General features: G+C 41.1%; 13 protein-coding genes and 1 tRNA gene. 5 read left to right on the top strand and 9 right to left on the bottom strand.

Annotated elements, in window-relative coordinates:
* Nucleotides 1–2 precede the first annotated feature (2 nt).
* Nucleotides 3–482, bottom strand: coding sequence for a cyclic pyranopterin monophosphate synthase MoaC (gene moaC / locus B5Y40_RS02105; protein WP_079685052.1), 480 nt, complete (start codon nucleotides 480–482; stop codon nucleotides 3–5).
* Nucleotides 483–519: 37 nt separating this feature from the next.
* On the opposite strand from moaC, the gene B5Y40_RS02100 reads away from it, so the two are divergent.
* From B5Y40_RS02100 to ffh, 3 genes are all read left to right on the top strand, one after another.
* Nucleotides 520–1,713, top strand: a complete 1,194-nt coding sequence (locus B5Y40_RS02100; protein WP_079685051.1) for a molybdopterin molybdotransferase MoeA — start codon at nucleotides 520–522, stop codon at nucleotides 1,711–1,713.
* A gap of 73 nt (nucleotides 1,714–1,786) precedes the next feature.
* Nucleotides 1,787–2,914 carry a glycerate kinase gene (locus B5Y40_RS02095; protein WP_079685050.1) on the top strand — a complete coding sequence of 376 codons (1,128 nt, stop codon included), beginning with the start codon at nucleotides 1,787–1,789 and terminating at the stop codon, nucleotides 2,912–2,914.
* Nucleotides 2,915–3,094: 180 nt separating this feature from the next.
* On the top strand, nucleotides 3,095–4,426 hold the full coding sequence (ffh, locus tag B5Y40_RS02090; protein WP_079685049.1) for a signal recognition particle protein: 1,332 nt from the start codon (nucleotides 3,095–3,097) through the stop codon (nucleotides 4,424–4,426).
* 1,219 nt (nucleotides 4,427–5,645) lie between these two features.
* Here the strand turns inward: ffh and B5Y40_RS02080 are convergent.
* The 8 genes from B5Y40_RS02080 to B5Y40_RS02040 all read right to left on the bottom strand — a co-directional run bounded on the left by B5Y40_RS02080 (nucleotide 5,646) and on the right by B5Y40_RS02040 (nucleotide 25,206).
* Entirely contained in the window at nucleotides 5,646–8,405 is a 2,760-nt protein-coding gene (locus tag B5Y40_RS02080) for a T9SS type A sorting domain-containing protein (protein WP_159453581.1), read from the bottom strand.
* Nucleotides 8,406–8,571: 166 nt separating this feature from the next.
* Nucleotides 8,572–10,995 (bottom strand): beta-galactosidase GalB, encoded by a 2,424-nt coding sequence (gene galB, locus B5Y40_RS02075; RefSeq protein WP_079685047.1) that lies wholly within the window; start codon nucleotides 10,993–10,995, stop codon nucleotides 8,572–8,574.
* Between the two features lie 173 nt (nucleotides 10,996–11,168).
* A complete protein-coding gene (locus B5Y40_RS02070; RefSeq protein ID WP_079685046.1) occupies nucleotides 11,169–11,966 on the bottom strand; it encodes a hypothetical protein in 798 nt (265 codons plus the stop codon).
* A gap of 28 nt (nucleotides 11,967–11,994) precedes the next feature.
* Entirely contained in the window at nucleotides 11,995–13,602 is a 1,608-nt protein-coding gene (locus B5Y40_RS02065; RefSeq protein ID WP_079685045.1) for a RagB/SusD family nutrient uptake outer membrane protein, read from the bottom strand.
* A gap of 11 nt (nucleotides 13,603–13,613) precedes the next feature.
* Nucleotides 13,614–16,673: a SusC/RagA family TonB-linked outer membrane protein gene (locus B5Y40_RS02060; protein WP_079685044.1), complete on the bottom strand. Its 3,060-nt coding sequence runs from the start codon at nucleotides 16,671–16,673 to the stop codon at nucleotides 13,614–13,616.
* A gap of 61 nt (nucleotides 16,674–16,734) precedes the next feature.
* A complete protein-coding gene (locus tag B5Y40_RS02055; RefSeq protein ID WP_079685043.1) occupies nucleotides 16,735–19,569 on the bottom strand; it encodes a TIM-barrel domain-containing protein in 2,835 nt (944 codons plus the stop codon).
* A 593-nt stretch (nucleotides 19,570–20,162) separates the two neighbouring features.
* On the bottom strand, nucleotides 20,163–24,302 hold the full coding sequence (locus tag B5Y40_RS02045) for a hybrid sensor histidine kinase/response regulator transcription factor (protein WP_079685041.1): 4,140 nt from the start codon (nucleotides 24,300–24,302) through the stop codon (nucleotides 20,163–20,165).
* Between the two features lie 103 nt (nucleotides 24,303–24,405).
* Complete coding sequence (locus tag B5Y40_RS02040; RefSeq protein WP_079685040.1) at nucleotides 24,406–25,206, bottom strand: RMD1 family protein; 801 nt, start codon at nucleotides 25,204–25,206, stop codon at nucleotides 24,406–24,408.
* A gap of 237 nt (nucleotides 25,207–25,443) precedes the next feature.
* On the opposite strand from B5Y40_RS02040, the gene B5Y40_RS02035 reads away from it, so the two are divergent.
* Nucleotides 25,444–26,208, top strand: coding sequence for a S1/P1 nuclease (locus B5Y40_RS02035; RefSeq protein WP_079685039.1), 765 nt, complete (start codon nucleotides 25,444–25,446; stop codon nucleotides 26,206–26,208).
* Between the two features lie 124 nt (nucleotides 26,209–26,332).
* Nucleotides 26,333–26,406, top strand: a tRNA-Asn gene (locus B5Y40_RS02030).
* The last annotated feature ends 37 nt before the right edge of the window (nucleotides 26,407–26,443 follow it).

Raw genomic sequence — 26,443 nt, 5'->3', positions numbered from 1 at the left:
CGTTACTTGCGTTTGAAATCCTTCTTGCCACCCGTCTTCTCCATCAACTTTATTTCTTCAATTACTATAGTATGCGACAGTGCTTTACACATATCGTAGATGGTGAGAGCAGCAATAGACGCGGCCGTAAGCGCTTCCATTTCAACACCGGTCTTACTGGTAATAACGGCTTCGGTATCGACAATAATTTTCTTGTTGACAACCCGTATATGCACCTGGCAATCTTCCAATCCCAACGGGTGACAGAACGGTATGAGATCTGAAGTTTTCTTGGCACCCATCACTCCGGCAATGATTGCCGTTTGAAAGACAGGGCCCTTCTTCGTTATCAGTTCATTGTGTTGTATAAGATTGAGGATTTCATCGCCTACGTTAATAGTAGCCTGAGCTTTCGCAGTGCGCTTTGTGACCTTTTTTTCGGATACGTTCACCATCTGCGGAAGACCACTTGGCGAAACGTGTGTAAATTTCTTTTTACTCATGTATCTTCGGACAAAACAAAGTTAATAATTATTACACATGGTAGATGTAAAGGAAGCCACCGATATAGTGCTGTCGAATCTCTTTAAACCTTCGGTTACACGGGTTGATCTGAACGATGCTTACGGAAGAATACTAGGTGAAGCCATCAAAGCTGACCGTGACTTCCCTCCCTTCAATCGTGTAGCGATGGATGGCATTGCAATCTGGTATGATGAATGGAAAAGCGGAAGAAGGGAATTTTATGTTGAAGAAACACAGAGTGCAGGCCAGCCACAAAAAAGCTTGAGAGATGTGCAGAACTGCATGGAGGTAATGACAGGCGCTATTCTACCGGAAGGTACCGATACTGTGATCCGGTATGAGGATATCTCTATACAGGGCAACAACGCTACTATATTAATTGATAAGATTGAAGAGGGACAACATATACATACGCAGGGGCAAGATGCGAAACGTAATGATGTGCTTCTGACTCCAGGTATAATTTTATCACCGGCCGAGATTGCACTGCTGGCTTCAGTTGGTGTGAGTGATGTTCCGGTTTTTGCTTTTCCTCGTGCCGCTATAATTTCCAGTGGCGATGAACTGGTAGAGATAACAGAGATTCCGGAGTCACACCAGATCCGGAAATCCAACACCTATGCCATTGATGCGGCTATGAAAGCGATCGGTTGGGAAGGAACCGAGTATCATATTTATGATCAAAAGGATTTTGTAATTGAATCATTGAAAGTTATAGCAGAGAATCATGATGTACTGATTGTATCGGGCGGAGTATCAAAAGGTAAATTTGATTTTATACCGGAGGCACTGGAGAGTATACAGGTAAAAAAATTATTTCACCATGTAAGTCAACGACCTGGTAAACCTTTCTGGTTTGGCGTATCTAAAAAAGGGAAAGTTGTCTTTGCCTTGCCGGGAAATCCAGTATCAACCTATATGTGCTTTTATCGCTATGTGATGCCGTGGGTTTTAAAAAGTCTGCACGTTGAGTATCAGCAGCAACATGCGATTCTCGCTAAAGATTTCAAGTTCGATCCGAAGTTAACTTACTTTTTACAAGTAACGGTAAAGAATGAAAACGGAAAATTAATGGCGTACCCGGATGCCGGTGGTGGCTCGGGAGATTTTGCCAACCTGAAAAAAGTAACGGGCTTCCTGGAGTTATCCCTTGACAAGAATCAGTTCGAGGCTGGCGAAGTATATCCTTACTTTCCGTTCAGGAATTAAAATGACGATAGTGGTATATATGTATCATAGTTACCATGTGTATACTTCAAGGATTGCGTCCGCATAACGAGTCATGACCATTCTTATTGCACCTGACAAATTCAAAGGTTCGTTAACAGCACAACAAGTTTGTGACGAGATCAAACGTGCCTTACTCGAATGGAACGGTGCGCTGAATATCGTAACGCTACCCATGGCCGATGGTGGTGAAGGTTCGTGCGAGCTACTGACATCCTCTAGTAATGGCAAGTATATAACAGCCTCGGTGCACGACCCGTTGTTTCGAAATATAGATGCGCGCTATGGTATATCGAAAGATAACAGAACCGCATTCCTGGAAATGGCTACTGCCTCTGGATTGCAGCTATTAAAGAAGCATGAACGAAACCCGATGCAAACCACAACGCTCGGGATAGGCGAACTCATTGCACATGCACTCGATCTGGGAGTAAAGGAAATTATTTTAGGTATAGGAGGAAGTGCCACGAATGATGCCGGCATGGGCATGGCTGAAGCACTCGGTGTACAATTTTTATCTACTGAAGGTGAACGATTGAAACCAGTAGGAGAAAACCTAAGATATATACATACACTTGACCTCACGAATGTGCATACTAAATTATCAACTACTGCCTTTACTATATTCTGCGATGTAGACAATCCACTTTATGGTCCGCGTGGTGCTGCACATGTTTTCGCGCCACAGAAAGGTGCCAATGAAGAAATGATACAGATTCTCGATGAAGGCCTCATGCATTATTCATCGTTGCTTGAAAAAACATTTGGCCGCACGGTAAATTTTCCAGGAGCAGGTGCTGGCGGTGGATTGCCTGCATCGCTTAAAGTACTTACAAATCTTAAAGTAGTCCCCGGCATGGATTTCATTATAAAATTTCTGAAGCTGGACGAACATGTTCGCCATGCAGACATAGTCATTACCGGAGAAGGCAAAGTTGATGAGCAAACCCTTTCGGGGAAAGTGGTAAGTGGTATAGCACGGCTTGCAAAAAAATATGACAAAGCTCTTTTTGTGGTGGCCGGAACTTGTGAACTTCCCGAACACCGGCTTGAGCAACTCAACATTCGAAAATTAATCACCCTTACCAATCCAAATGTTCCGGAAGACTATTCCATGAAAAATGCCGCCATTCTTTTAAACCAGCGGATAAAAGAAGAACTGGTACAACATTTAACAGATTAAAAAAGCAATTTGCTTCCCTATCCGGGGCAGGTTAACTTTGCAACCCTTGCATGATTTTTCTTCTTTGAAGTTTTTGCTGGTGAACGAAAGGCGTTCCTGAAGTTTCTGCGAAAATCTGCGAAATCTGCGGGAAAATATAGATCGTGTAGAGTATAAGAACCATAGACATTTTCAAACATCATGTTCGATAATTTAAGTTTAAAACTGGAAAAAGCTTTTCAAACCCTGAAAGGCCAAGGCAGCATCTCCGAAATCAACGTTGCCTCTACTGTAAAAGAGATCCGTAAAGCATTGATCGATGCTGACGTAAACTATAAGGTTGCCAAAGAGGTAACGGACGAGATCAAGGAAAAGGCAATGGGCCAGGATGTATTGACGTCCATCTCTCCCAGCCAGTTACTGATCAAGATAACAAACGATGAACTTACTGCCCTGATGGGTGGTGAGAGTGAAGATATTAAAATTGATGGCAGTCCTGCGATAATCCTGATCGCTGGTTTACAAGGTTCCGGTAAGACAACGTTCTCTGGTAAACTTGCCAACTATCTGAAGCGTCAGGGCCGTTCGGTTTTATTAACGGCATGTGATATATATCGTCCTGCTGCGATCGACCAGTTAAAAGTTTTAGGTGAGCAGGTTGGTGTTGAAGTATATGCAGAGCCCGAAAATAAAGATGCTGTTAAAATAGCAAAGGCAGCCATTGAACATGCCAAGAAGAATAATCACCGTATCGTTATTGTCGATACCGCTGGTCGTCTTGCTGTAGATGAAGAGATGATGGATGAGATCGCTCGTTTGAAAGCTGCGCTTAATCCTTCCGAAACTTTATTTGTAGTTGACTCCATGACGGGTCAGGACGCTGTGAACACCGCGAAGGCTTTCAACGAACGTTTAAATTTCAATGGTGTTGTTCTTACCAAGTTAGATGGCGATACGCGTGGCGGTGCTGCCCTTTCTATTCGTAGAGTTGTTGATAAGCCTATCAAGTATGTGAGCACGGGTGAGAAGATGGAAGCTATAGATCGCTTCTATCCGGAGCGGATGGCGAGCCGTATCTTAGGTATGGGTGACGTTGTGACGCTCGTTGAAAAAGCTCAACAGGCATTCGACCAGGAAGAAGCCGCGCGCCTCAATAAAAAAATACGCAAGAATCAATTCGACTTCAACGACTTCCTCTCGCAACTTGAGCAAGTGAAGAAGATGGGTAACATGAAAGATCTTTTAGGCATGATCCCGGGCATGGGCAAAGCTTTGAAAGATGTAGATGTAGATGATAATTCTTTTAAGCCTGTTGAAGCCATCATCCGCTCGATGACTATGCAGGAGCGTGAGAATCCTGACTTGATCAATGGCAGTCGTAAAGATAGAATTGCAAAAGGAAGTGGTACTTCTATACAACAAGTAAATCAACTCCTGAAGCAGTTCAGCGACATGCGTAAAATGATGAAGACGATGAACAAGATGGGTGGTGGGAAGCGTGCGCTTTCTGCTTTGAATCCGTTTGGGAAGTAATTGTCTCCCGTCCCGATAGCTATCGGGACAGATTTTCGCAGATAAAAAACCGCTGCTATTCATACTGAGTAGCAGCGGTTTTTGTTTATACTTTACACAGAGTGTGAATGACTGTGCAAGTTATTCACAGCCTTCCCAAGGAAATAAATTTTTCATCATAACTACTGATGCTTTAATTCATCATACTCCACTCGTTGTTGGTGAACCTTATGCTCTGCCTTCACACAACGCCAACAACAGCGTTAGTTACATTGCTGTTTTTAAGACGATACGCTAGTCTCTGAGATATATACCAGAACGAATAAAATCCAGCAGCAAAAAAATAGTTCAAGCTCTTGGCTTTAAAAGTGATAGGCCCTTTACGATATATACCAACCAATAATTGTCCATGAGAAAATTATTATCAAAAAACCAAGCAAAAGTTCATGCTTTGATAATAACCCTCTGTAATATGGAATAGAAAAGTATAAAATAACATGCAGCAAACAAAAAACACAATAGAGTATCCATTGTTCTCGCTCGTACTTATCGCTCGAAGCTAATCCAAGCAAAAAAACAGTAAGGACAGCAGCAAATTGGAGCACTAAAAACAGAACTATACTCGAAAAGAAAAATAGTATGTACTTTCTCATTTAGCTTTTACTTCAATACCATATTCATTTTTCATCCGATTGATGAAAGATCGGATTAGCTTCTTGCTATCCTCCCTCCGATCTCCTTAAAAGACCTCAAAAAGCCACCAGCATTGGCTTTAGTCATGCTATGTTATGCATTGACCAACTCAAACACCTCACTTACCACAAAGAGAATCCAAATTATAAACAACCCAATCCTTGAAAGAAGAATACTCTCAGAACACTATAATTTAACACTTGTTTCACTAGTCTAAGTACCACTAAATATATAGCGATCGCAATCAATGACAGAATGAATGTCACCACTATACCTACGAGTATTTTACCTATCAAAAAGAACCCGAGGTCATCCTGAAAATCCAAAAGTTCGCTCTCAGAAGTTGTCGTGCCTAAATGTTTTAAGATAACTGCAATGAATATGGTCACTATTTCAACAATGATCAAAAATATGCAAAGCAAGAAGCCTTTTCATTTTCTTATATAGTATTTGTACAGTTTTTTGCTTCGACCTTCTAATAAAAAAAATGCTGCAATTTTCAGCTTATAGAAACTGATAATTGCAGCATTTTCTCAATTAAATTTCATTAATACTTCACCATTCTCTTAAGGTATTTTTCATTGCTCTTATCTGTCAGTTGTATGATATATATTCCAGGAGGAAGGTTATCAACTGGGATAGTCATTGCACTCTGATCATTTGAACTTGTTTTTATTACCCGTCCTCGCATATCCGTAAACGTTACTTGCTTAACCGTGCTCGCATTTTTTATTATAACATTTGCGGAGAATGGATTTGGATATATACCAAAACGATCATCTATATCTTCCTCATTTCCTGTAACTGGTCCATCCGTTACTGTTATTGAAAAAGTTTGTGCTGCACTCTCACATCCATCAGCATTTACATAGGTAGCGGTATAAATACCAGCTTGTGATGTCTGAATATTGGACAATGTAATCTCACGACTTGCTGAAGTAAAACTGTTCGGTCCAGTCCAGCTCCACGATCCGCCTGTAGTGGGATCCGGACTCAGTAAAACTGTAGATCCTGTAAACACAGACACTATAGGTGTCTGTACAGAGGCTTGTGAACCAACTTTAACATGAGGAACAACATTAGCAGGAGTACATGTCAGGTTGGATTCACCATATACTAAACCTCGCCCAGCGGTGCTCATATAATATCGTCCATATACATTCATGTCTCCCATTATAAAATTTCCATTGGCAAGACCGCCATATTCATGTGCATCATCATTCACACGTGTCCAACTGGCACCTTCATCAACCGATCGAAATGCGCCACGCACATTGTTTACCGTTCCCCATATATATATAGCAGGATAAGATTGACCAGAAGCTTCTTTACCAAAGCCGACTGCAGAACAATTCGTTACTCCGTTTACTTTGGAGAAGGTTTGTCCGGAATCTTTTGAACGGCTCAAACCACCACCATACAATGACACCCACACATCACCTTCACGATATGGTGCTACCCTTATGATTCCAGATCCACCCGTTCCGGCAGATCCTGAAGATGAAAAAGATACGCCACCATTTGTACTTACTAACAAGGCCCCCGTGCTGCTGTTATACGCATAAAACTTTGCAGCATTGAGCGGATCTGCTACGGGACGTGCTCCACTAATACTAAGGCCAGTAACGGCTGTCCAAGTGGCACCTTTATTAATTGATCTATAGGTTGTACTTGATCCTTCCGGGCAATGTAAAAAAGTACTTCCATCAGCAGATATAGCCACCTTTCCTTTATATCCTTTGGTTGTAGCACATTCTGTCCAGGATATACCCATGTCATCGGAGTAATACAATGAACCTACTTGTACATCGTTAACTTTCTTTGCTCCTGCACGAAGCAAAATATTGGGATTGAGTGCGGCATATGCTACTCCTGTAGTAGTTCCCATTCTCGGTGTGTGAATAGGAGCATATTGCGTTACATCGGTATGTCTAAAGCCATCGTAATCTCCAATAACACTTACAAATGGTCCATTGGGTATACTTACAGCATCCAGTGCCACCGTTTCCTCCAAACCTTTTACCTGAAACTTCCACACATTTGTAGTTGCATCGATATTATCAGTTTGATATATACCATTACCAGAGATTACCCAAGCCTTTTTTGTATCAAAGGGATCGAACTCAATGGACCCTGCCCAATGTATAGACTGACCATTTATCCAGGATACCCCATTAGCATCCAAACTATAACCCCGATTTATTACATCTGTCCAGGAAGATCCTCCATTAGTACTTAGAAATATTCTGTCGCCCCAAGCATTAGTTCCTTGCGGATCATATCTATTAATAGATGAGGCAACTATCCTGTTTGAATTATTCGGATCGACACTTATTCCACCAAAGGACGCAGGATAAGAAGGCGTTATATTTGTCCATGCTCCGCTTTGCAAATTATACTTCCATATCTGACCGCTTCCCTGAACATTCCATGGCCCCAACTCAGTGGCGTAAGTAATATATAGGTTACGATCACTTGTCAATACCGCTCTGTGCGGCATTAGCGATGTTGGTGCGGATGCAATGGCCGTAAATGTAGCACCACCATTGTCACTGCGATAAAGATTATTATCACCCGTGCGACTTACACCTGCGATGATAGTTTGCGTAGGAGAACCCGATGAACCTGTGGAAGGATCAAGAACAACGAAACTGATTCCGTTGGCATCACTGGCATTATTTGTTGGCGAAGGGGTTGTTGTTATATCCAATCCGGGTAATATTGTCCATGTAGCACCGGAATCTGTGCTTTTAAACAAACCGTTATAGCGTGTACCACATAAGAGTATATTATTACTATTCGGATCAACCACAAGCTTCTCCCCGGTTTGCCTCCCCATGCCATTCCCGTGTGCTTTGAATTGCGAAGTAACTTCTGTTATGGAAAATGTATTGCCATAATCAGATGAGCGGAGTATAGCAGTTTTTCCGTTGTTGAAGTATGTCGTACCAACCAACATATATACCTTGTTCGGTTCTTTCGGATCGGTTGCCACGGATTCCACACCTTGATAACCAACTTGATCTTCAGACGCCCAATCCAATAATGGAATCCATTTACTATTTGCGGCATCCCAACGATACGCGCCACCAACATCAGTACGGGCGTATATCAACCCTTGCTGGGTTTTGTTGGTAATAATACCTGACACAAAACCGCCACCACCTATCGCTACATTTTTTGAGGTATAGGTTTCCGTCTGGCCTTTAACCGCTATAGATGTACTTCCTAAAATAAGCAGACCCCATACTAATGATCGGAGTAACATCATGCCGTTGTTCTTTACATGTAAAAATTTCTCGTTCATAAATTCGTCTTTATGTTTATTCGTTACGCTCTTCAACCTCTCCCTATTAACTCTTATTCTATATACTTATTCAGGTTTGATAGTGACTCTCTTATACAAGATGATTAACCTTTTTCGGATTTAACATCTAACTATATACACACTATCATTCAAGAATTACAATACCTCACTCTACGTTAATTGTTATTGAATTCTCTTTCAAACCCTGGCCTGTTGCCGTCAGATTAATCTTGCCTTTATTTTTTGCACCCTGAAGAACAACCAATGCTAATCCATGAAAAGCCTTACGCTCATTGGATTTAAATGACGCATGACTTACCGGATCACCATTATCAACACCTGCTATATATCCATCGCCTTTTACCTGAAACTTCACCAGATTGTCTGCATCCGGAACAATATTTCCTTGATCATCTACAATCTTCACCGTTATAAACGATAAGTCTTTTCCGGTAGCAAGTATATTCGTGCGGTCTGCTTCCAATACTATTCTTGAGGCCTTTGAAGCTGTACGAATTTCTTTATGAAGCACCTCCGCTCCGTTTTTCCGGGATATAGCTTTGAGTACTCCTGGCTCGAATGGAACTCGCCATTGTACATGAAGGTCATCGCCAGTTTTTCGCTTTACTCCAAGGGACTTATCGTTTAAAAACAATTCAACTTCGTCTGCATGGTTATAGTATACCCATATATCTACAACCTTACCAGTTGTCCAATTCCAATGAGGAAATACATGCAGTACAGACTTGTCGGTCCACTCGCTTTGATACATATAGTATACATCCTTTGGGAAACCTGCCAGATCAACTATACCAAAGTAGGAACTCCGTGATGGCCAGACATACGGTGTAGGCTCTCCTATATAGTCGAAGCCTGTCCAGACGAACATACCTGAAAGAAAATCATGCTTCTTTACAATTTTCCACGTCTCCTCGTGTGTCGATCCCCAGGGAGCACGCACATTATCGTAAGCAGAAACGGAATTATCAGGATTACCATCCGTAAAAATTTTATCCCAGGCAATAGGCCATACTCGTATACTATCCGATGGCATATCGTAGTGGCCGCGTGTAGCCAATGCGGATGTTGTCTCGGTCGCTATAAATTTCTTACCAGGATAATCTTCCGGAAATTTCCCGAACATGCCATGATTATAATTATACCCAATGAGATCGAGCGCTCCGGATTTGATAATGCTATTTATAGGATGTGCCTCGTTGTTGGCGGTAGTGATCGGACGCGTTGTATCAAACGTATGAACTATATCGACAAGTTCGTTGGCAATGACAGTCCCCGTGCTGTCCCACTGCTCGCCAATTTCGTTGCCAACGCTCCAGACCATCACGCTTGGATGATTCCTGTCACGCTTTATAAAATCTTCGAGATCACGTTTATGCCATTCGTTCCAATATATACTATAATCAAATTCTGTTTTCTTTTTCTTCCACATATCGAACATCTCATCCATCACAATGAAGCCCATGCGATCGCATAGGTCGAGGAACTGAGGTGCCGGAGGATTGTGAGAGGTGCGAATTGCATTGACTCCCATTGATTTCATAATCTCTAGCTGACGTTCGGCTGCACGCACATTGAACGCTGCCCCAAGACAACCCAAATCGTGATGCAAGCAGACACCTTTAATTTTTAAATACTCTCCATTCAAAGAGAATCCTTTCTTACTATCAAACTCAAAATTTCTTATACCAAAGACGGTCTCATAATCATCGACAACGTTGCCATCGATAACAACCTTCGTTATAGCTTTGTATAGTTTAGGTGAATGCACTGACCATCGTTCCGGTTGCTGAACATTCAACGATTGATCAACATCAATCGCTTCATTGGCTTTTACAGGGTGGGAAGACTCTACTTCCTTAACAAGTTTTCCTTGTGGATCATAAATCTCAGTTACAAACTCTATAGTTTTATCTTCTTGCAGATCATTCTTTACCGTTGCCGTTATTTGAACAGAAGCAGTTGCAGGCGTAACAGCTGGTGTACGAATAAATATACCATTATACCCAACATAAACTTTTGATGTTTTCACGAGGCGAACATCGCGATATATACCTGACCCCGAATACCACCTGGAGTTAGGCTGCTTTGAATTATCAACTTTTACAGCAATAGTATTTGGCTTACCATCAAAATTAACAAAAGGAGTTATATCATACTCGAAAGATATATATCCATTAGGTCGTTTACCTACAGATTGTCCATTGACCCAGACTTCACTATTCAGATATATACCATCGAACTGTATCGCGATTCGTTTGGTACTATCAAGAGCGTCAAGGGTAAATATTTTTCTATACCAGCCAACGCCACCCGGCAACGGACCACCACCAAACCCTGCCGGATTTTTTTCATTGAACTCACCTTCTATACTCCAGTCGTGTGGAAGATTGACAACACGCCATGAAGAATCAATCCGCGAGATTTCTTCCACAGAAGAGAGATTGTTCAAACTGAAATTCCAATTTGCATTAAAGTCAATATATCGCAGAGAATTCGTTTGGTGAGTACAGGAAATAACGACTATACTGACTACGCAAACAAAACTCAAGCAAAGTAATCGTTGAATCATAATTTTATATTCTTACTAATGTCATAAAAAAAGAGAGGGATCATCAGAACCCTCTCTTTGAAAATTTATTATCTCAAATAAATGAACACCATGTACCTAGGTCCGTAACTTCATATACTTTGGTATTGTCATCTTCGGCTAAAGTACCATAGGCTTTAGCGGATTATTCAAAGTTACGGTTTAGGAATATACTTAAAACGTACACGCCCTCCATCAGAAGCAACGAATCCTAAATACAGAACGTCCTCTGAAACTTCAAATACATACGCTTGATTCCAGTTTACACTGTTTGCTGAAGAAAGCATCGGAACACCTATGAAAGACAACGTTTTACTAGCGATATTAAAACCGAAATTACCTTTTTTAGTAGTATACGTATCACCGGTCGGTGACTTTTGTTTTACGGTAAGATTGTATCTTCCATTTAAATCAAAAGTCACTTCTCCCCAGTCTGTTCCGCAGGGAAAGCCTGACCAGCTTGGGCAAGTTCCAGGGTCATATAGCCATTCGTCACCGCTTCCTCCTGGACCGCCTGTATACTTCGGACCATAATAACTAATAGGATTCGTTGGGTCAAATATCCACGTCTTTCCTGCAGCACCATTCGTGAGGAGGTTCCACTGCGGATCGGCAAAGAATGTCAGGTCATTTTCAGCAATGGATATTTTAGTTGAATCGGTAACTATGCCTGCTCTTCCTAAGCCACTGTATTTAAACCAAAAGTCGCCACCGAACGGAATGTATAGAGTATCAATAGCCAGATTTGTTATCCCCAGACCATAATCCCAAAATGGAATTACACCATCTGTTTCGCTTGAAAGAAATATCCTATGATCGTTAGCAGGATCCTGTGTAACAGTATATTTCAGATCAGATGGGCTAAGTAGTCCCTCAAGCTCAGGATCGTCAGGAGTACACGAAAAGGCGATTGCCGTGCACCCAATAAGCAATAAATATTTTATGTTTTTCATATTCTTAGTTGGTTATTATTTATCAACTCTACCAGCCTGTATTTTGCTTCAATACACCACTAGACAGACTTATCTGTGCATTTGGTATTTGCTGCAGTCCTTTTGTTTCCAAAATTTTTGCTGCCGTTATCTGCTTGGTTGTTGAAACGCCACCATTCAAAACTTGCGTAGTTTCTGCGATTGCATCAGCGGCAACACCAATTCCCTGACGAAGTAAATCCCAGTAACGTATGCCTTCCAGTGCAAACTCAAGTCTGCGTTCTTCCATAAGGCTTTCCTGAGTGACAGGGATCTGGGAAAAACTAGTTCCATAGGCGCGTTGTCTTACCTGATCAAAATATGCCTGAGCATTTCCACTCCCTAATTCAGCAGCCATTAATAGAACATCTGCATAGCGGATAACTACATAATCCTGAAACTGGCTGATTTGGAAATCAGTGTTAAGTCCAAGGGCCGCGGCTTCCTCAGCAGATACACTTTTACCATCCTTATTGATCATGGGAGTATACTTCTTAACATAATAGCCAGTATATTCTCTTTGTGCTTCAATTTTATTAAAGTCTATTTCTTCATTATCAATTGAAATTATTGACGCTACTTTTCGTGTATCAGTATCGTCATAAGCATTCCAAAGTTTAGAATTGACAGTAGCTCCGCCCCAACCATTTCCATAGGGATAAGAAGAAAACTCGCGCAAGCCAAACATAACAAGCCATTTGTTACCATCATCATTTCCACTAGTGTAATCACTGGTGTAGCTATATTTAATAGCAAAGATTGTTTCCTGATTATCCTCACCAGCGTAGTTCTCTACGGAAGCTGCGGGCCACAGGTTGGCAAAATCTGAGACAAGACCATGACCACTATTTGAAATAACATCTTCAAGATACGCAAGCGCTTGTGCCTTCGTAACTACACCTGCAAGGTCTGCCTTTTGATAATAACCGGTATAGTATAAATATACTCTTCCGATCAACGCTTCAGCAGCCCACTTTGTAACACGTCCGTGAGTAGCTACCGGTTGGTTAGCATACGTAATCGCTTGCAGATTTTCGCTTGCAAATTTCAAATCTTCAGCAATTTGCGCATACACTGCTTCCGGATCAGCTTGCGGGATATTCTCAGCTGAAGCCTCTGTTAGAAGAGGTATATTTCCCCACAAACGCACCATATCAAAATACATAAAGGCACGCAAAAATCTTGCTTCGGCCTCATAGGTTGTCTTCAACGTTTCATCAGTTCCCCAAGTAACCTGATCCAGCTTCGCTAAAAGTATATTGCAGCGGTAAATCGCTTTGTAATAATTTGTCCAATTGGCACCGAATACACTTAGATCCGATGGAGATCTGCTTTTATCAAACTCGTCCAACATCTGATATCCAAATCCATCACCATTTCCTGTTCCTCCGAACGCGTTATCGGAGAATATTTCGGAAGCAACTGGAAAGGACACGCCACCAGACCATAATGCCTGTACGCCATCATAACAACCTGCAAGTGCTGCGTAAGCTTCTGCTGGAGTCTTATAGTAATTCTCCACAGTTGATGTTGACAGCGATTCCGTTTCTAGAAAATCACCACATCCGCTCAGTACCAGCAGACTAATAACTACTGTATATATATTAAGCTTTCTCATATTTTTTATTTTTAGAATTTCACGTTCAATCCAACCATATAGGTTCTTGGACGTGGATAGTATCCTACATCAACTCCTGAGGTAAATGCATCTGGACCGTAACCAATCTCCGGATCCATGCCATTGTATTTTGTAAATGTGAACAGGTTCAATGCAGATACATATAGTCTGCATTGCGTCAGGTAATTCTGCTTAATGATCTTTGTTAAATCATATCCCAACGTAACATTATTTATTCTTAGGTAATCTCCGTCATGAACATAAAGATCAGAGAAGTTAGCCCAGTTTTCTCCGGTCTCCGTTACACGCGGTATTCTATTAGAAGTACCGGCTCCATGCCAGCGGTCCAGCATCTCCGTTGTATAGTTAGCATACTTGTTGGAAGGCGAACGATACGATTGTACAATTTGGTTACCCGTAACACCACTTGCTTGTATCGATAGATCAAAGCCTTTATAGTCTGCGCCTACAGAGAAACCAAAAGTAAATTTAGGATTAGGGTTACCGATCATAGTCTTATCTGACTCATCAATTACTCCATCACCAGTAACATCTACATATCGTACATCACCAGGTTTAGCGGAAGGTTGCAAAAGTGTGCCTTCATTTGATGTATAGGATTCTACGTCCGCTTCGGTTTGGAACAATCCATTTGTTTTATAACCCCAGAAATATCCAACCGGGTATCCATTTGATGCTCTGTTGAATTCTGATGAGTTATCATATATCTGAAATTGCTGACCGTGTATAATCCCATCAGCGTTCGGTATTTTACTAACCTTGTTTTTGTTATACGCTCCATTAACACTTACACGATAGTTCAGATCACCAAGGCTGTTGTTATAAGCCAGCGCCAATTCTATACCTTTGTTTGTTACACCGCCACCGTTGATATAGGGAGCTTCAGCACCTGCAGTAGCGAGAATAGGAGGATTGATGAGCCAATTCCTGTTAGTTTTAATATACCAATCGAGATTTACATTAAACTTACCATTGAGGAATGAAGCATCGAAGCCAATATCAGTTTGCTCTGATGTTTCCCATTTCAAATTTGGATTAGATAATCTACTAGGATATGAGCCGGGAGTGAGAGTACCTTCAGCATTACCAAAAATATAGTATGTATTTGTGAATCTTATGGGAGATTGGTATTGGAATGCTGGAGTGCTCTGACTACCCACTTGTCCCCAGCTCGCTCGCAGTTTAAGTGAATTCAACCAATTGCTGGTATTATCCATAAACGATTCATTGGTCATTACCCAGCCTGCTGATACTGACGGGAAGTATCCCCATTGATTACCTTTCGCAAACTTTGAAGAACCATCTGCGCGGAATGTTGCGTTGAACAAATAAGTTTCTTCGAAATTATAATTAAGTCTTCCGAAGAAAGACAATCTGTGATCAGGGTCGTTCGCTGCACCAGTAGCCGTAGCGGTATTGCTAGTTCCATTGCTTACCCATGCATGTTCTACATCATTGAAAACAGAGCCAGTCTTAGAAGCATTTAAAAAGCTTCCACTATACTTGTATACTGACGTACCCGCCATTACATCGAATCTATGTTTCGCTGCAAGTGTAAATCCATAGCTTAGCAAGTTGTCCCAGAGAATCGTCTGATTTTTGCTCATGGATTGACTTACCTGTGGATTATTGTTGAAAGAGTATACAGACAATTTAAATACTGGCCTATACGCTTGCCCATCAGATGAAGAATAGTCAATACCAAGGCTTGATCTGAATTTCAGGTTTTTAATAGGCTCAACCTGGAAGTATACATTTCCAATAATACGTTGTGTCTTATTCCTACTTTGGTTATTGTATACCATCTGGTTGTACGGGTTGGCCTGGTTGAACATCCCTACTGTATCAGATTTATCGTCTTTCAGTAAGGGTGTAGTTTGAAATGCACCACGTAAGGAATTGTTATACTGATTACCCACCCCAATACCATGGTTATCCACGAAGGCAAAATTCATATTTTCACCTACGGTTACCACATCTTTAAATAATTTGTGTTCGGAGTTAAAGCGAAAGTTATAGCGCTTATAATTAGACAAGTCCTTACCGCCAACAATACCTGCTTGCGATAAATAAGAAAGTGACGATGAATAAACAGAGGTTTCATTACCTCCTGACACACCGATAGAATAGTTTTGTGTAACCGCATCTTTTACAAACATCTTATCCATCCAGTTTGTACCAGCCGAACCCAGTGAATCGATTACATGCTGGTTATAGATAGGTGAATTACCTGAATTTACAGCTGCCTCATTCGCAATGATTGCATATTCTTTTGCATTGAGCAGATCTGCCTTACGTGCTACATTTTGTATACCATAGTAAGAATCGAATGTTACCTGTGCGCGCCCTGATTTACCCTTCTTAGTAGTAATCAACACTACACCGTTCGAAGCCTGTGAACCGTAGATAGCTGCAGAAGCAGCATCTTTCAACACAGTCAGTGATGCTATATCTCCGTTGTTAAGGTATGTGATATCACTTACAATCACACCATCTACAACGTACAGTGGATTGTTTCCAATATTGGAACCGACACCACGAATTGTCACTTTCATAGCTTCACCTGGCTGACCAGATGTAGAAGTGATTTGCACGCCAGGTGCTTGTCCTTGCAACGCTTGTAATGCGTTCGTTGAACTCTGCTTCAAAAGATCTTCGCCTTTCACTTGCAGGTTCGCACCTGTGTTCAACGCCTTCTTCTGTTCACCATATCCAACGACCACAACTTCTTGCAGTGTAGATATATCTTCTTCCATTGTAACATCAAGTTGCGTCTGATTTCCGACTACTACTTCTTTAGATTTATAACCAATAAAGGTTAATACCAATACGTCATCAGGTGACGCCTGGAGAGAATAATTACCATCAACATCTGCTGATGTTCCAAAGGTAGTTCCCTTCACCAATATACTTACTCCTGGCAATGCTGCTCCGGTAGCATCCGTAATTTTCCCGGACACAACTTGCCTCTGTGCCTGCGCAGAAGCGAGTCCTACCAGGAAGAAACATACGGAAGCGAGCCATATGCTTCTGTAGACTTTTTTAATCATAGGTTAATTTTTGGTTTAGCTGTTTTTGTTTATCTCCAGTTCCCTCACGGAATTTGAATTCTTATTTATTCTCTACGGTTAGAGTTTTACCGTCATACTTGACCATCTGGTCAGGATGAGCATTGAAGCTCACCCCGACAGCATGATCTTTTTTAACCCAAACTATATTTACCGAACGACTTTCAAGCATACCGTTGTAAGCACCTTGGCGTTCGCCTATAGTTAAGGTTTTAGTAGCTTCATTATAGGTAAATGGTATTGTACTATATTTACCTTGTTCGTAGTTGTAGTTTACGTTCTCATCTTCATAGAGTGTGAAGCTTGCGTCTTTGCCTGTATATACATATAGTGTTAATGGATCAGCTGGTTTCTCAGTGGTATATTGTATCTCAGGACCAGCAGGAACGATAGAACCTTCTTTTACATATACTGGCATTTTATCCAGCGGAGCGGTCGCATGTATTGTCTGACCGCCAGTAAAGTACTCTCCTGTGTAGAGATCATACCAACCTGTAGTTGCAGGCAGGTATACATCGCGTGTTCTTGCCTTATCAACATATACCGGATTGATCAACAAGCTAGGACCGAACATATACTGGTCGCCAATAGAGTATACTTTATCATCAGCCTGAAAATCCATTATCAAACCACGCATAATGGTATAGTCGTTGAAATAGCTTTGGCCAGCTAATGAATACACATACGGCATCAAATGATATCTCAATTTATCATAGTATACCATGCTGCTATACTCCGGTGTACCCTCAGGGGCAATGTTAAATATTTCACGGAATGGGAATTGACCATGCGATCTGAACAGCGGGCAAAAAGCTCCGTATTGAAACCAACGTGTATTAAGTTCTCTCCACTCTCTCAATGTCTCGCCTGTCTGATTGTAAAATCTTTTCTCAACTGCGAAGCCACCTATATCCATAGTCCAATATGGAATACCGGATAATGAGAAGTTTATACCCGTTGCAATCTGATCTTTAAAATCGCTCCAGCGTGATACTATGTCTCCACTCCAGGTAGCTGCACCATAACGTTGTTGTCCTGCGAATGCAGAGCGTGTCAAAATAAATACGCGCTTATCAGGACTGGATTGGCGCTGGCCTTCATATACACCTTTCGCGTTCATGAGTGAGTATGCATTGAAGTACTTCACACCAGGCCCCATCGCTGTAGGACTCATATTTATTTTACGCTCCTCTACAGAAATATTAGAATGTATATCCGGCTCAGTAGCATCAAGCCACCATGCATCTATACCTTTGGAGTTAAGGTTTTTATCGATCTGCTTCCAGAAAAGTTTACCGGCTTCCAAATTGAATGGGTCATAGAATGTCGACTCATATCCTATACCTACCCAGTCTTTTCTTTTCTTTTCAATGTTATGCGTGAACAAGAATCCCTGCTTGTTCATTTCATCGTAATTGCTGGTGCCTTTATTGAATTTCGGCCACACAGAAATCATCAGGTTAGCGTGAAGTTTTTCATGCAACTCCTTTACCATTCCTTCCGGATCGGGGAAGCGCTTGAGATCGAATTCATGTGATCCCCATTTAGGATCTTCCCAATATTGCCAGTCTAGTACAATGTTATCGAGTGGTATATTTCGCTTACGATATTCCTTTACTACATCGAGCATATCTTTAGCATTGCCGTAGCGCTCACGACTCTGCCAGAATCCCATCGCCCACTTGGGTACAATTGGGGCTTTGCCAGTAATTGTTCTGTAGCCGCTGATCACCTCGTCAGCATTCTTTCCTTTGATGAAGTAATAGTTTATTTCATCACCTACATCACTGGCAAGTGAAAGCTGTTCTTGATTTTCAGTGTATGGGTCAAGGTGTTTAACTGCCAGGTATCCGCTATCATCTGGTTTCCATTCTATTTTAATCGTATGCTTCTCACCAGATTTAATATCAACGTTAAATTTATTTGTCCAAGGATTCCAGTTCTGGCGCCACTTGTCAATTATCAGCGTATTATCGATCCATACTTTAGTATAGCCTGAAGAATATACCAGGAATTTATGTATACCTGCTTTGTCAGAAGTGAAAGAACCTTCCCACACCACTTTACCTTTGCTTGATACATCTTTCGGGAAATTATCAACCTGTGGTGTTTCAAGAAATTCGTACTCGATCTTGTCTTCTGTTTTGGACTCTTTAATTTTATCCTCTACATAATAGTCAGCCGTAAGGCCACCTTCTTTTCCATCTTTAGTATAAAGCTTTACCGTATTGAGTGGCTGATACTCTCTTGGATCACCAAACTTGCTGATTGAATAATTATCCCAAAGCAAACCGTAATTTTTACTTGAATAGAGGAAAGGTATAACATCAACAATGTTGTGTTGTACCAAGTCTACATCCTGACCTTTATAGTTCATCTGCCCATTTTGATGACCACCTAAACCATAAAAAGCTTCATCAGCAGGAGATTCAAAAACCTGGCGGATAGCATAAGATTTTAATTTATCAATCGCGATTGGTGTAAACGACTTGCCACCTCCCTGGCGTTCCTGTAAAATCACCTGACCTGTTGTGTCAGTAAAAGAAACTTCTCCAGTGGCGAGTAATATTTTTGCCCGAAGTGACTTTGTTACCAGTGTGAGGGCATCCGATGACTCCTCTAGTTTCCATGAGGTTGATCCTGTCACTTCAGGAAGCACCACAAGGCTTTGAGCCTTCGAAAAGGTGTCAACCGGAGCAGCTGAGACATGAATAATGTCATCAGAAATTACCTGAAGCCTTACGCGTTTTGCACCGCCCTCTTTAGCGTCAAGTGTTACGATAACGCCATCCGTTAATTTTTCAAACTTTGAAGAGGTAGAGCACGCTCCGAGGAAGAGCGCGAGTGAAATGATGGTTAGTAGTATACGTTTTTTCATTCTTTAAGTGTTCTTTCATGCAACCGGTTTCCAAGGCAAAATTCTCGTAATCGATTGCAGTAAAGGTAGGCGTATAACAGGCTTTGATTGGGTATCAAATTGTCTGATCGTGGAGGCTCAAACGTTTTCTGAGGGTATCAATTTGTTGCAAAAGACTGGACGAAATCGCTTCGATGATTGGATTTGTGATTTTCGAGGCGGCAGGCAACAAAAAATAAAAGATGGGGCGATAAGTATTTCCGGGAAGAAAAATTAGCTGCTCATGAGGACAAACAAATCAAAAGTCAATGATGACTTTCAGGCTTTAAGTCATGAAAACGCCTTTGTGAATAGTAAAATTCAGAACTAGCAGAATTGATTCAATTCCTAGCTCCTTATTAATCAGATCAATAGAAAACAATGAAAGACAACGAAGCTGCAATGGCAATGTATATTGCAATTTCAATAGCGAGCATAATTCTACTCAGACGTTTGAGTTTCTCGTGTGACATTCCTTTTTTTGAATAAGATCAAAACTACTAACTGAATTGTCAGACAAGGGTTACAGAATCGCTTTGATGTAGGATTGAATTGTCTCTTTTTGGGGGATAAAATTACAAAGTACCTTTTCTCTTACCTGCCGCATAGGCGGAGGGTAGTATACTATACTGTTCTTTAAAATAACGTGCAAAGTATTTGGGATTGTTAAAGCCCACCTGGTAGGCAATCTCTGCTACCGTTAACTGACTTTTCTCCAAAAGTTGAGCAGCTTGCTGCAGTCTGATGGTACGGATAAACTCTAATGGTGATTTTCCCGTCAACGCTAAAATCTTCTTGTATAAATGTGCACGACTAATGCCTAACTCACGACTCATGTCTTCAACGGAGAAATCTGTTTTGGAAACATTTTCCTCTACACACTTAATAGCATTCCGAATAAACTTTTCATCCAAAGGAGTGATGTTCAGTTCGCTTGCCTTTACGTCCAGTTGCTTTGGAAAATTCTTATGAAGTTTCTCGCGTTGCACGATGAGGTTTTGAATCCGCGATGCGAGTATCTCAAAATTAAAGGGCTTCGTGATATAGTCGTCTGCTCCGGCTTGGAAGCCTTCTACTTTTTGTTCCTCAGCAGCACGTGCTGTGAGAAGTATAACCGGGATGTGTGACACGCGCTGATCTGACTTGATTTTTTTACACAACTCTATACCATTCATTTCCGGCATCATGATATCACTCACAATCAAATCAGGTAGTTGCTCTTGCGTTTTCTTCCAGCCGTCTTTTCCATTGGAAGCTTCTACTATCTGGTAATCTGATTTAAGATTATCTTTCAAATAAAATCTAAAATCTTCATTGTCCTCAACCAATAAAACCAGAGGTTTCTTCGCAGTAAAAGAATCACCACTACCATCAACGAGCCCCCCGGTCGCTAACACAGGGTCTACAAATTCAGCAGGTATACTCTCTGTGTAACTACCAACTTCGCGTAGCGGAATCTTTATTGTAAAGCAACTGCCGTTGCCCGGCTCGCTCTCTACTGAAATAGTTCCTCCGTGGATCTTCACAAATTCCTTGGTGATCGATAAACCTATACCACTTCCCTGGTTTACCATGCTTTTGGGCAACTCATTCTGGAAGAACCGATCGAAAATCTTTTCCTGTTTATCTGCTGGTATACCTATACCGGTATCTTTCACGCGAATCGACAACCACTGCTCTTCTCCTTCCGATATTTGCTCTACCCCTACCGTTACAGCGCCATGTTCCGGAGTAAATTTAAATGCATTCGATAGTAAGTTGAACAGGATTTTCTCAAGTTTATCCTGATCAAATATAGTTTCAAGTGAAGTTAACGAAGATTGAAATTGTAGTTGAATATCTTTCTTCTCCGATAGGTCCGAGAACGAGTATACTGCTTCTTTTATAAATTGAATGATATCGCCTTCTGATGGATTGAATTTTATTTCCTGCACTTCAAGCTTTCTGAAATCCAGCAATTGGTTCACCAGGTTCAACAAACGTTTTGCATTTCGCTGAATAAGCCGAAACTGGTTTAGCTGGTCGGGCTCTTTCGTTTGCTTCAATATCTTTTCAATCGGTGTGAGTATAAGTGTTAGCGGTGTGCGGAATTCGTGACTCACGTTTGTAAAGAACTTGATCTTCATCATATCGAGTTCATGCATGCGCGTAGCCTCCTGGCGTTCTTGCTGCATCGCGAATTTCATTTTCTCCCGTTGCTGAACGAGCCTTCTTGTAATCAATAATCCTATAATGATAAACGTGAAGTATAACGTAAGCGCAGCACGGGTTTTCCAAAAAGGCGGCAACACCGATATTTTCAGATGCGCTCCTTCGTTGTTCCATATACCATCATTATTGGCGGCCTTTACTCTAAATATATACTCACCGGGATCAAGGTTGGTAAATGTTACTCTCCTTGATTTACTATCTGCAGATAACCAATCAGTATCAAAGCCTTCCAGTTTATATTTATACTGATTTTTTTCGGGATGAATATAGTTCAGTGCAGCAAACTCAATCGAGAATACATTTTTACCAGGGGGCAACGTAATTTCACTTGTCTCGGAAATATCTTTTGACAACAATACCTGCCCGTCAATACGTTCTTCTGCGTGTACACTCTTGTTAAAAAGTTGAAAATCCGTAAATACTACTTTGGGTAAATACTTATTCAATCCAAGTTGTGTCGGTTTAAATATATTGAAGCCATTGGCGCCACCAAATATCAGTTCGCCACGGGAAGTTTTGTAGGCAGCGTTTTCATTAAACTGTTTTCCTTGAAGTCCTTCGGCTTCACTGTAGTTTTTAAATTTATACTGCGTTTTGCCGTTCGGTTCATTTGTAATTATCAATTGAGACAATCCGTTTGGTGTGCTCAGCCAAAGATCCCCGGAATCATCCTGCAGTATCGTTAATATAGTATTGTGAGGAAGGCCATCCTCCTTTGTAAAAACTGTAAATGTATTCGTCTTTCCATCGAACAAGTTTAGTCCGCCGGAAGTACCTATCCATACCCTTCCTTTGTTATCTTCCCGAATATCCAAAATACTATTGTTGCTCAGGCTTCGCGGATTATTACTTTCACTTTCATAGTGAATAAACCTTCCACGTGCGCGACTGAGAACATCTATGCCCAGCGTTGTACCAAACCACAAGTTACCGGCTTTGTCTTCCGTTATGGCGGCTATATAGTCTGCCCCAATCGAATTGGGATCACTCGCACGATAATGTGAAAACGTTTTTGTCTTGTCGTCAAACAAGTTCAATCCACCATTCAATGTTCCTATCCAAAGCCTATGGCGCGAATCTTCAAATATTTCCCATACACTTTGAGCTGATAAACTTGAAGGATCGGATGGATTATGATTATAGCGAATAAACTTTTTACCGTCATAACAGGTAAGTCCCCCATAATATGTACCGATCCATAATTTCTTTTCATGATCAATGTACAAGCTTACAATTACATCACTGCCAATACTATTTGAATTTGCAGCGCTATACCTATATTGTGTAAACCTGCCGTTAGTGCGATTGAAATATAGCAGACCTCCACCATTGGTACCGATCCATAAGTTTCCCTTATCATCCTCCACAAAACGATTCACATCAGCATACGGCAATCCAAAAGGCATCGCGGGTGAATGTTTATATAGCGGGAAACGGATTATATTCTCATGATAATAGCTGATACCTTTTTTATAGGTGCCTACCCAAATAATTCCTTCTTCGTCTTTATATAGTGTATTGATGCTGTTCTGACCTAAACTTTTTCCGTCTTCATCCTGATGCTGAATATAGCGGACCGAAGAATTACTTTTATCAATAAGATTTATACCTCCATGATCCGTCCCCATCCAGATTAATCCTCTCTCATCTTCTTGCATATCGCGCACAATGTTTGCGCTTAGCCGGGCATCCGGACTGTCCCGATGAAAATGTTTAAAAGCCTTTTTATGGATGCTAAAATAGTATACACCTTGATTATCATTTGCTATAAAAATCCAAAGGTCCCCATCACGATCGCACAAAAACCGATACTGTAATATAGCGCCTTTATTTTGCTGAAACAGATAGTCATTCCGGTATATAACTTCGTGTCTACCGCCCTTCACAACAATCTTTTCAATTATACCATTGGCATGGATAACCCAGTTATTACGCTGATTGTCCTGGGCAAAAAAAGAAATTGTATCCGATGCTATACTTTTAAGATCCCTTACGTTGTGTCTGATCGAGGTGATTTCACCAGTCGATGAAGTATATTTCAGTAACCCTGCAGAGGTATGGATAAACCAGAAGTTACCTTCACCATCTTTGACAATATTTAATAATTCGCCAGGCGGAATGTTATAAGTCTTGTAAAAAGAAGAAAGGTCCTTTTGGAATTTTTCTGTCTGCGGATCGTATAGCGTAAGTCCTGCGTTGGTAAGTATACCCAGGCGACCATCAGGTATTTCAAAAAGATCCTGAATTGAATTATGAATGAGTGACGTTGTATCGCGCGAATCGTGCTGAAAGACTTTCATCGAATAACCGTCATACCGATTCAATCCGGAGACGGTGCCAATCCAAAGAAACCCACGTTTGTCTTTGAGAAAACTCAGCACTTCATTGTGCGACAGTCCATCGTTAACGTTTACGTGCATGAACTGGTAAGGCTCCGGCTGAGCGATCAACAAAACCGGGCATGTAAATAGAAATACAATACCTAAAAGAATCCTCTTATCCATTCAACCTTTCCGCTACACCTGCCTGCAATTTACAGAACGACCGTATAAAAATCACATCTATATGCGCTGTAATAATCCTGATTTATAGACAGATATTCTACAATCAAACGGAGAACTTCATGAATTTCGAGATCAACAGGTCAAATACCTCTACCAGAATCAAAATAATAATAATGTATTCAAGCAGACTGCTTTCACGCTGATGAATAATTTCGCGGAATACAGAGAGGTTGTCTTCAATAATTCGCAAAGTATACTCTACCTCGTTATAGCGTACACGTAGATCGAAATGCTTCATCAATCCCTGGTGAAGTTTATCGAGATACTCATCGTCCCATACCAGCTCTGGTGAATCGAATATGTAAATATTCTCCGCGATTTCGTTTTGTGTATTCAACGCTTTGCCTATGAAGCGCATCATATTTTTTCGGCTGATTTTGAGTTTACCGGTAAGCTCGAGCTGGTTGGCAAAACTTTTTACTTCCGTTAGCAAAGTCTCACTTACACCATGATAATAATCCAACGCTACAGATTGCGCGAGATTAAACATGGCAATGCGAATTACTTTATCATCGAGTCTTCCGATCACTACTTCATCAAAATCAAATGCAATGTTAGAACGTTCTTCAACCCGTATCTCGTGGTCATCGCGAAGCCAATTCAAGGATGGGCTTTTCTGAAAACCTGAGATCGTTTTTATAGCCAACTTCATCTCGTCTTCATTATACCCTGCGAATACCACTACACCATAATTGAAATAATATTGGTATTTGTCACCACTGAAATTATAATATAGTTCTGAAGATGAATCAGCCAATGGCTTAATATCGAGGAAGGCCTTAATGCCTTTTATATCCAACTGGTTAGCAACAAGAAATGCAGAAAGTTTCACCGTTTGATTCATACACTAAAAACTTAGACCTATAAAGTTAAAAGAATAGCGGCAGCATAAAAGTTCTGCCGACAATAACAGAAATCATAATAAACGGGTAATATATCTTTTATATAAAGGGTGTTTGAAAACTGGTTTTAAAATCGAGATTTGCGGCTTAGATACACTTCAATACTTTGATTTAAACCTTCAAAACTAAACGTCTTCCTACCATTGATTACCGACATGCGCACCTATAAATTAATCCAAATGAAAAAAATAGCCGCCTTTCTTCTGTTAACCCTGTTGAGCTACGGACATGCCAACGCCTGGGGACCAACCGGCCACCGGGCTACCGGATGGATTGCTGAAAAATACTTATCCAAGAAAGCAAAAAAAGAAATAGACCGGATTTTAAGTGGTCAGTCGATGGCCATCGCCAGCACTTGGATGGACGAGATACGATCTGATTCTACTTATAACTACGCAGCCGACTGGCATTGGGTGACTATTCAGGATGGGCAGACGTACGACCAGAGTGTGAAGAATCCGAATGGCGATGTTATTCAAGCCATTGAACGCATCGTTACCGAATTAAAATCGAAGAAGTTTACCGGACAAGCAGAAGCGGAGCGGATTAAAATGCTTATCCACTTGATTGGTGATATCCACCAGCCATTGCATGTTGGCGGAGGAAACGACCGCGGTGGTAATGACGTAAAAATCATGTGGTTTCGTGTCGACAGCAACCTGCACCGTGTGTGGGATAGCGACATGATCGATGATACGAAACTGAGCTATAGCGAACTTGCACAGTCATTAGAGAAGCCAACACCTGCCCAACTGGCAAGCTGGCAAAATACTTCGGTTCGCGATTGGGCATACGAAAGCATGGCTTATCGCAAGCAAGTGTATGATTATGGAGCTGGCAAGCTTGGCTATCAGTATGGCTATAAGCATTTTCACGTAGTGCGCTATCGCCTATTACAAGCAGGTGTACGACTGGCTGGCATTCTAAATGAGATCTACGGATAATTCTTAAATTTTGGGAGAGGAATAAAATCTGAAATCTTTTTAAAATATTCTTAAGATTTTTTGAGAAGGTTTTTGAAATTTAAGATGCAAGTCCTTAATATTGCACTCCCAAATTTAAACGAATTCCTCCTTAGCTCAGCTGGTTAGAGCATCTGACTGTTAATCAGAGGGTCCTTGGTTCAAGTCCAAGAGGAGGAGCAAAAAGCCACCACGTCCGGTGGCTTTTTTTATTGTG

The organism is Ohtaekwangia koreensis (genome assembly GCF_900167975.1).
Taxonomy (GTDB): Bacteria; Bacteroidota; Bacteroidia; order Cytophagales; family Cyclobacteriaceae; genus Ohtaekwangia; species Ohtaekwangia koreensis.
This window is presented reverse-complemented; position numbering and strand designations above follow the sequence as displayed.

Excerpts from the sequence above, each read along its gene's own strand:
- moaC (WP_079685052.1), bottom strand. The coding sequence starts at position 482 with ATGAGTAAAAAGAAATTTACACACGTTTCGCCAAGTGGTCTTCCGCAG.
- B5Y40_RS02100 (WP_079685051.1), top strand. The coding sequence starts at position 520 with ATGGTAGATGTAAAGGAAGCCACCGATATAGTGCTGTCGAATCTCTTT.
- B5Y40_RS02095 (WP_079685050.1), top strand. The coding sequence starts at position 1,787 with ATGACCATTCTTATTGCACCTGACAAATTCAAAGGTTCGTTAACAGCA.
- ffh (WP_079685049.1), top strand. The coding sequence starts at position 3,095 with ATGTTCGATAATTTAAGTTTAAAACTGGAAAAAGCTTTTCAAACCCTG.
- B5Y40_RS02080 (WP_159453581.1), bottom strand. The coding sequence starts at position 8,405 with ATGAACGAGAAATTTTTACATGTAAAGAACAACGGCATGATGTTACTC.
- galB (WP_079685047.1), bottom strand. The coding sequence starts at position 10,995 with ATGATTCAACGATTACTTTGCTTGAGTTTTGTTTGCGTAGTCAGTATA.
- B5Y40_RS02070 (WP_079685046.1), bottom strand. The coding sequence starts at position 11,966 with ATGAAAAACATAAAATATTTATTGCTTATTGGGTGCACGGCAATCGCC.
- B5Y40_RS02065 (WP_079685045.1), bottom strand. The coding sequence starts at position 13,602 with ATGAGAAAGCTTAATATATATACAGTAGTTATTAGTCTGCTGGTACTG.
- B5Y40_RS02060 (WP_079685044.1), bottom strand. The coding sequence starts at position 16,673 with ATGATTAAAAAAGTCTACAGAAGCATATGGCTCGCTTCCGTATGTTTC.
- B5Y40_RS02055 (WP_079685043.1), bottom strand. The coding sequence starts at position 19,569 with ATGAAAAAACGTATACTACTAACCATCATTTCACTCGCGCTCTTCCTC.
- B5Y40_RS02045 (WP_079685041.1), bottom strand. The coding sequence starts at position 24,302 with ATGGATAAGAGGATTCTTTTAGGTATTGTATTTCTATTTACATGCCCG.
- B5Y40_RS02040 (WP_079685040.1), bottom strand. The coding sequence starts at position 25,206 with ATGAATCAAACGGTGAAACTTTCTGCATTTCTTGTTGCTAACCAGTTG.
- B5Y40_RS02035 (WP_079685039.1), top strand. The coding sequence starts at position 25,444 with ATGAAAAAAATAGCCGCCTTTCTTCTGTTAACCCTGTTGAGCTACGGA.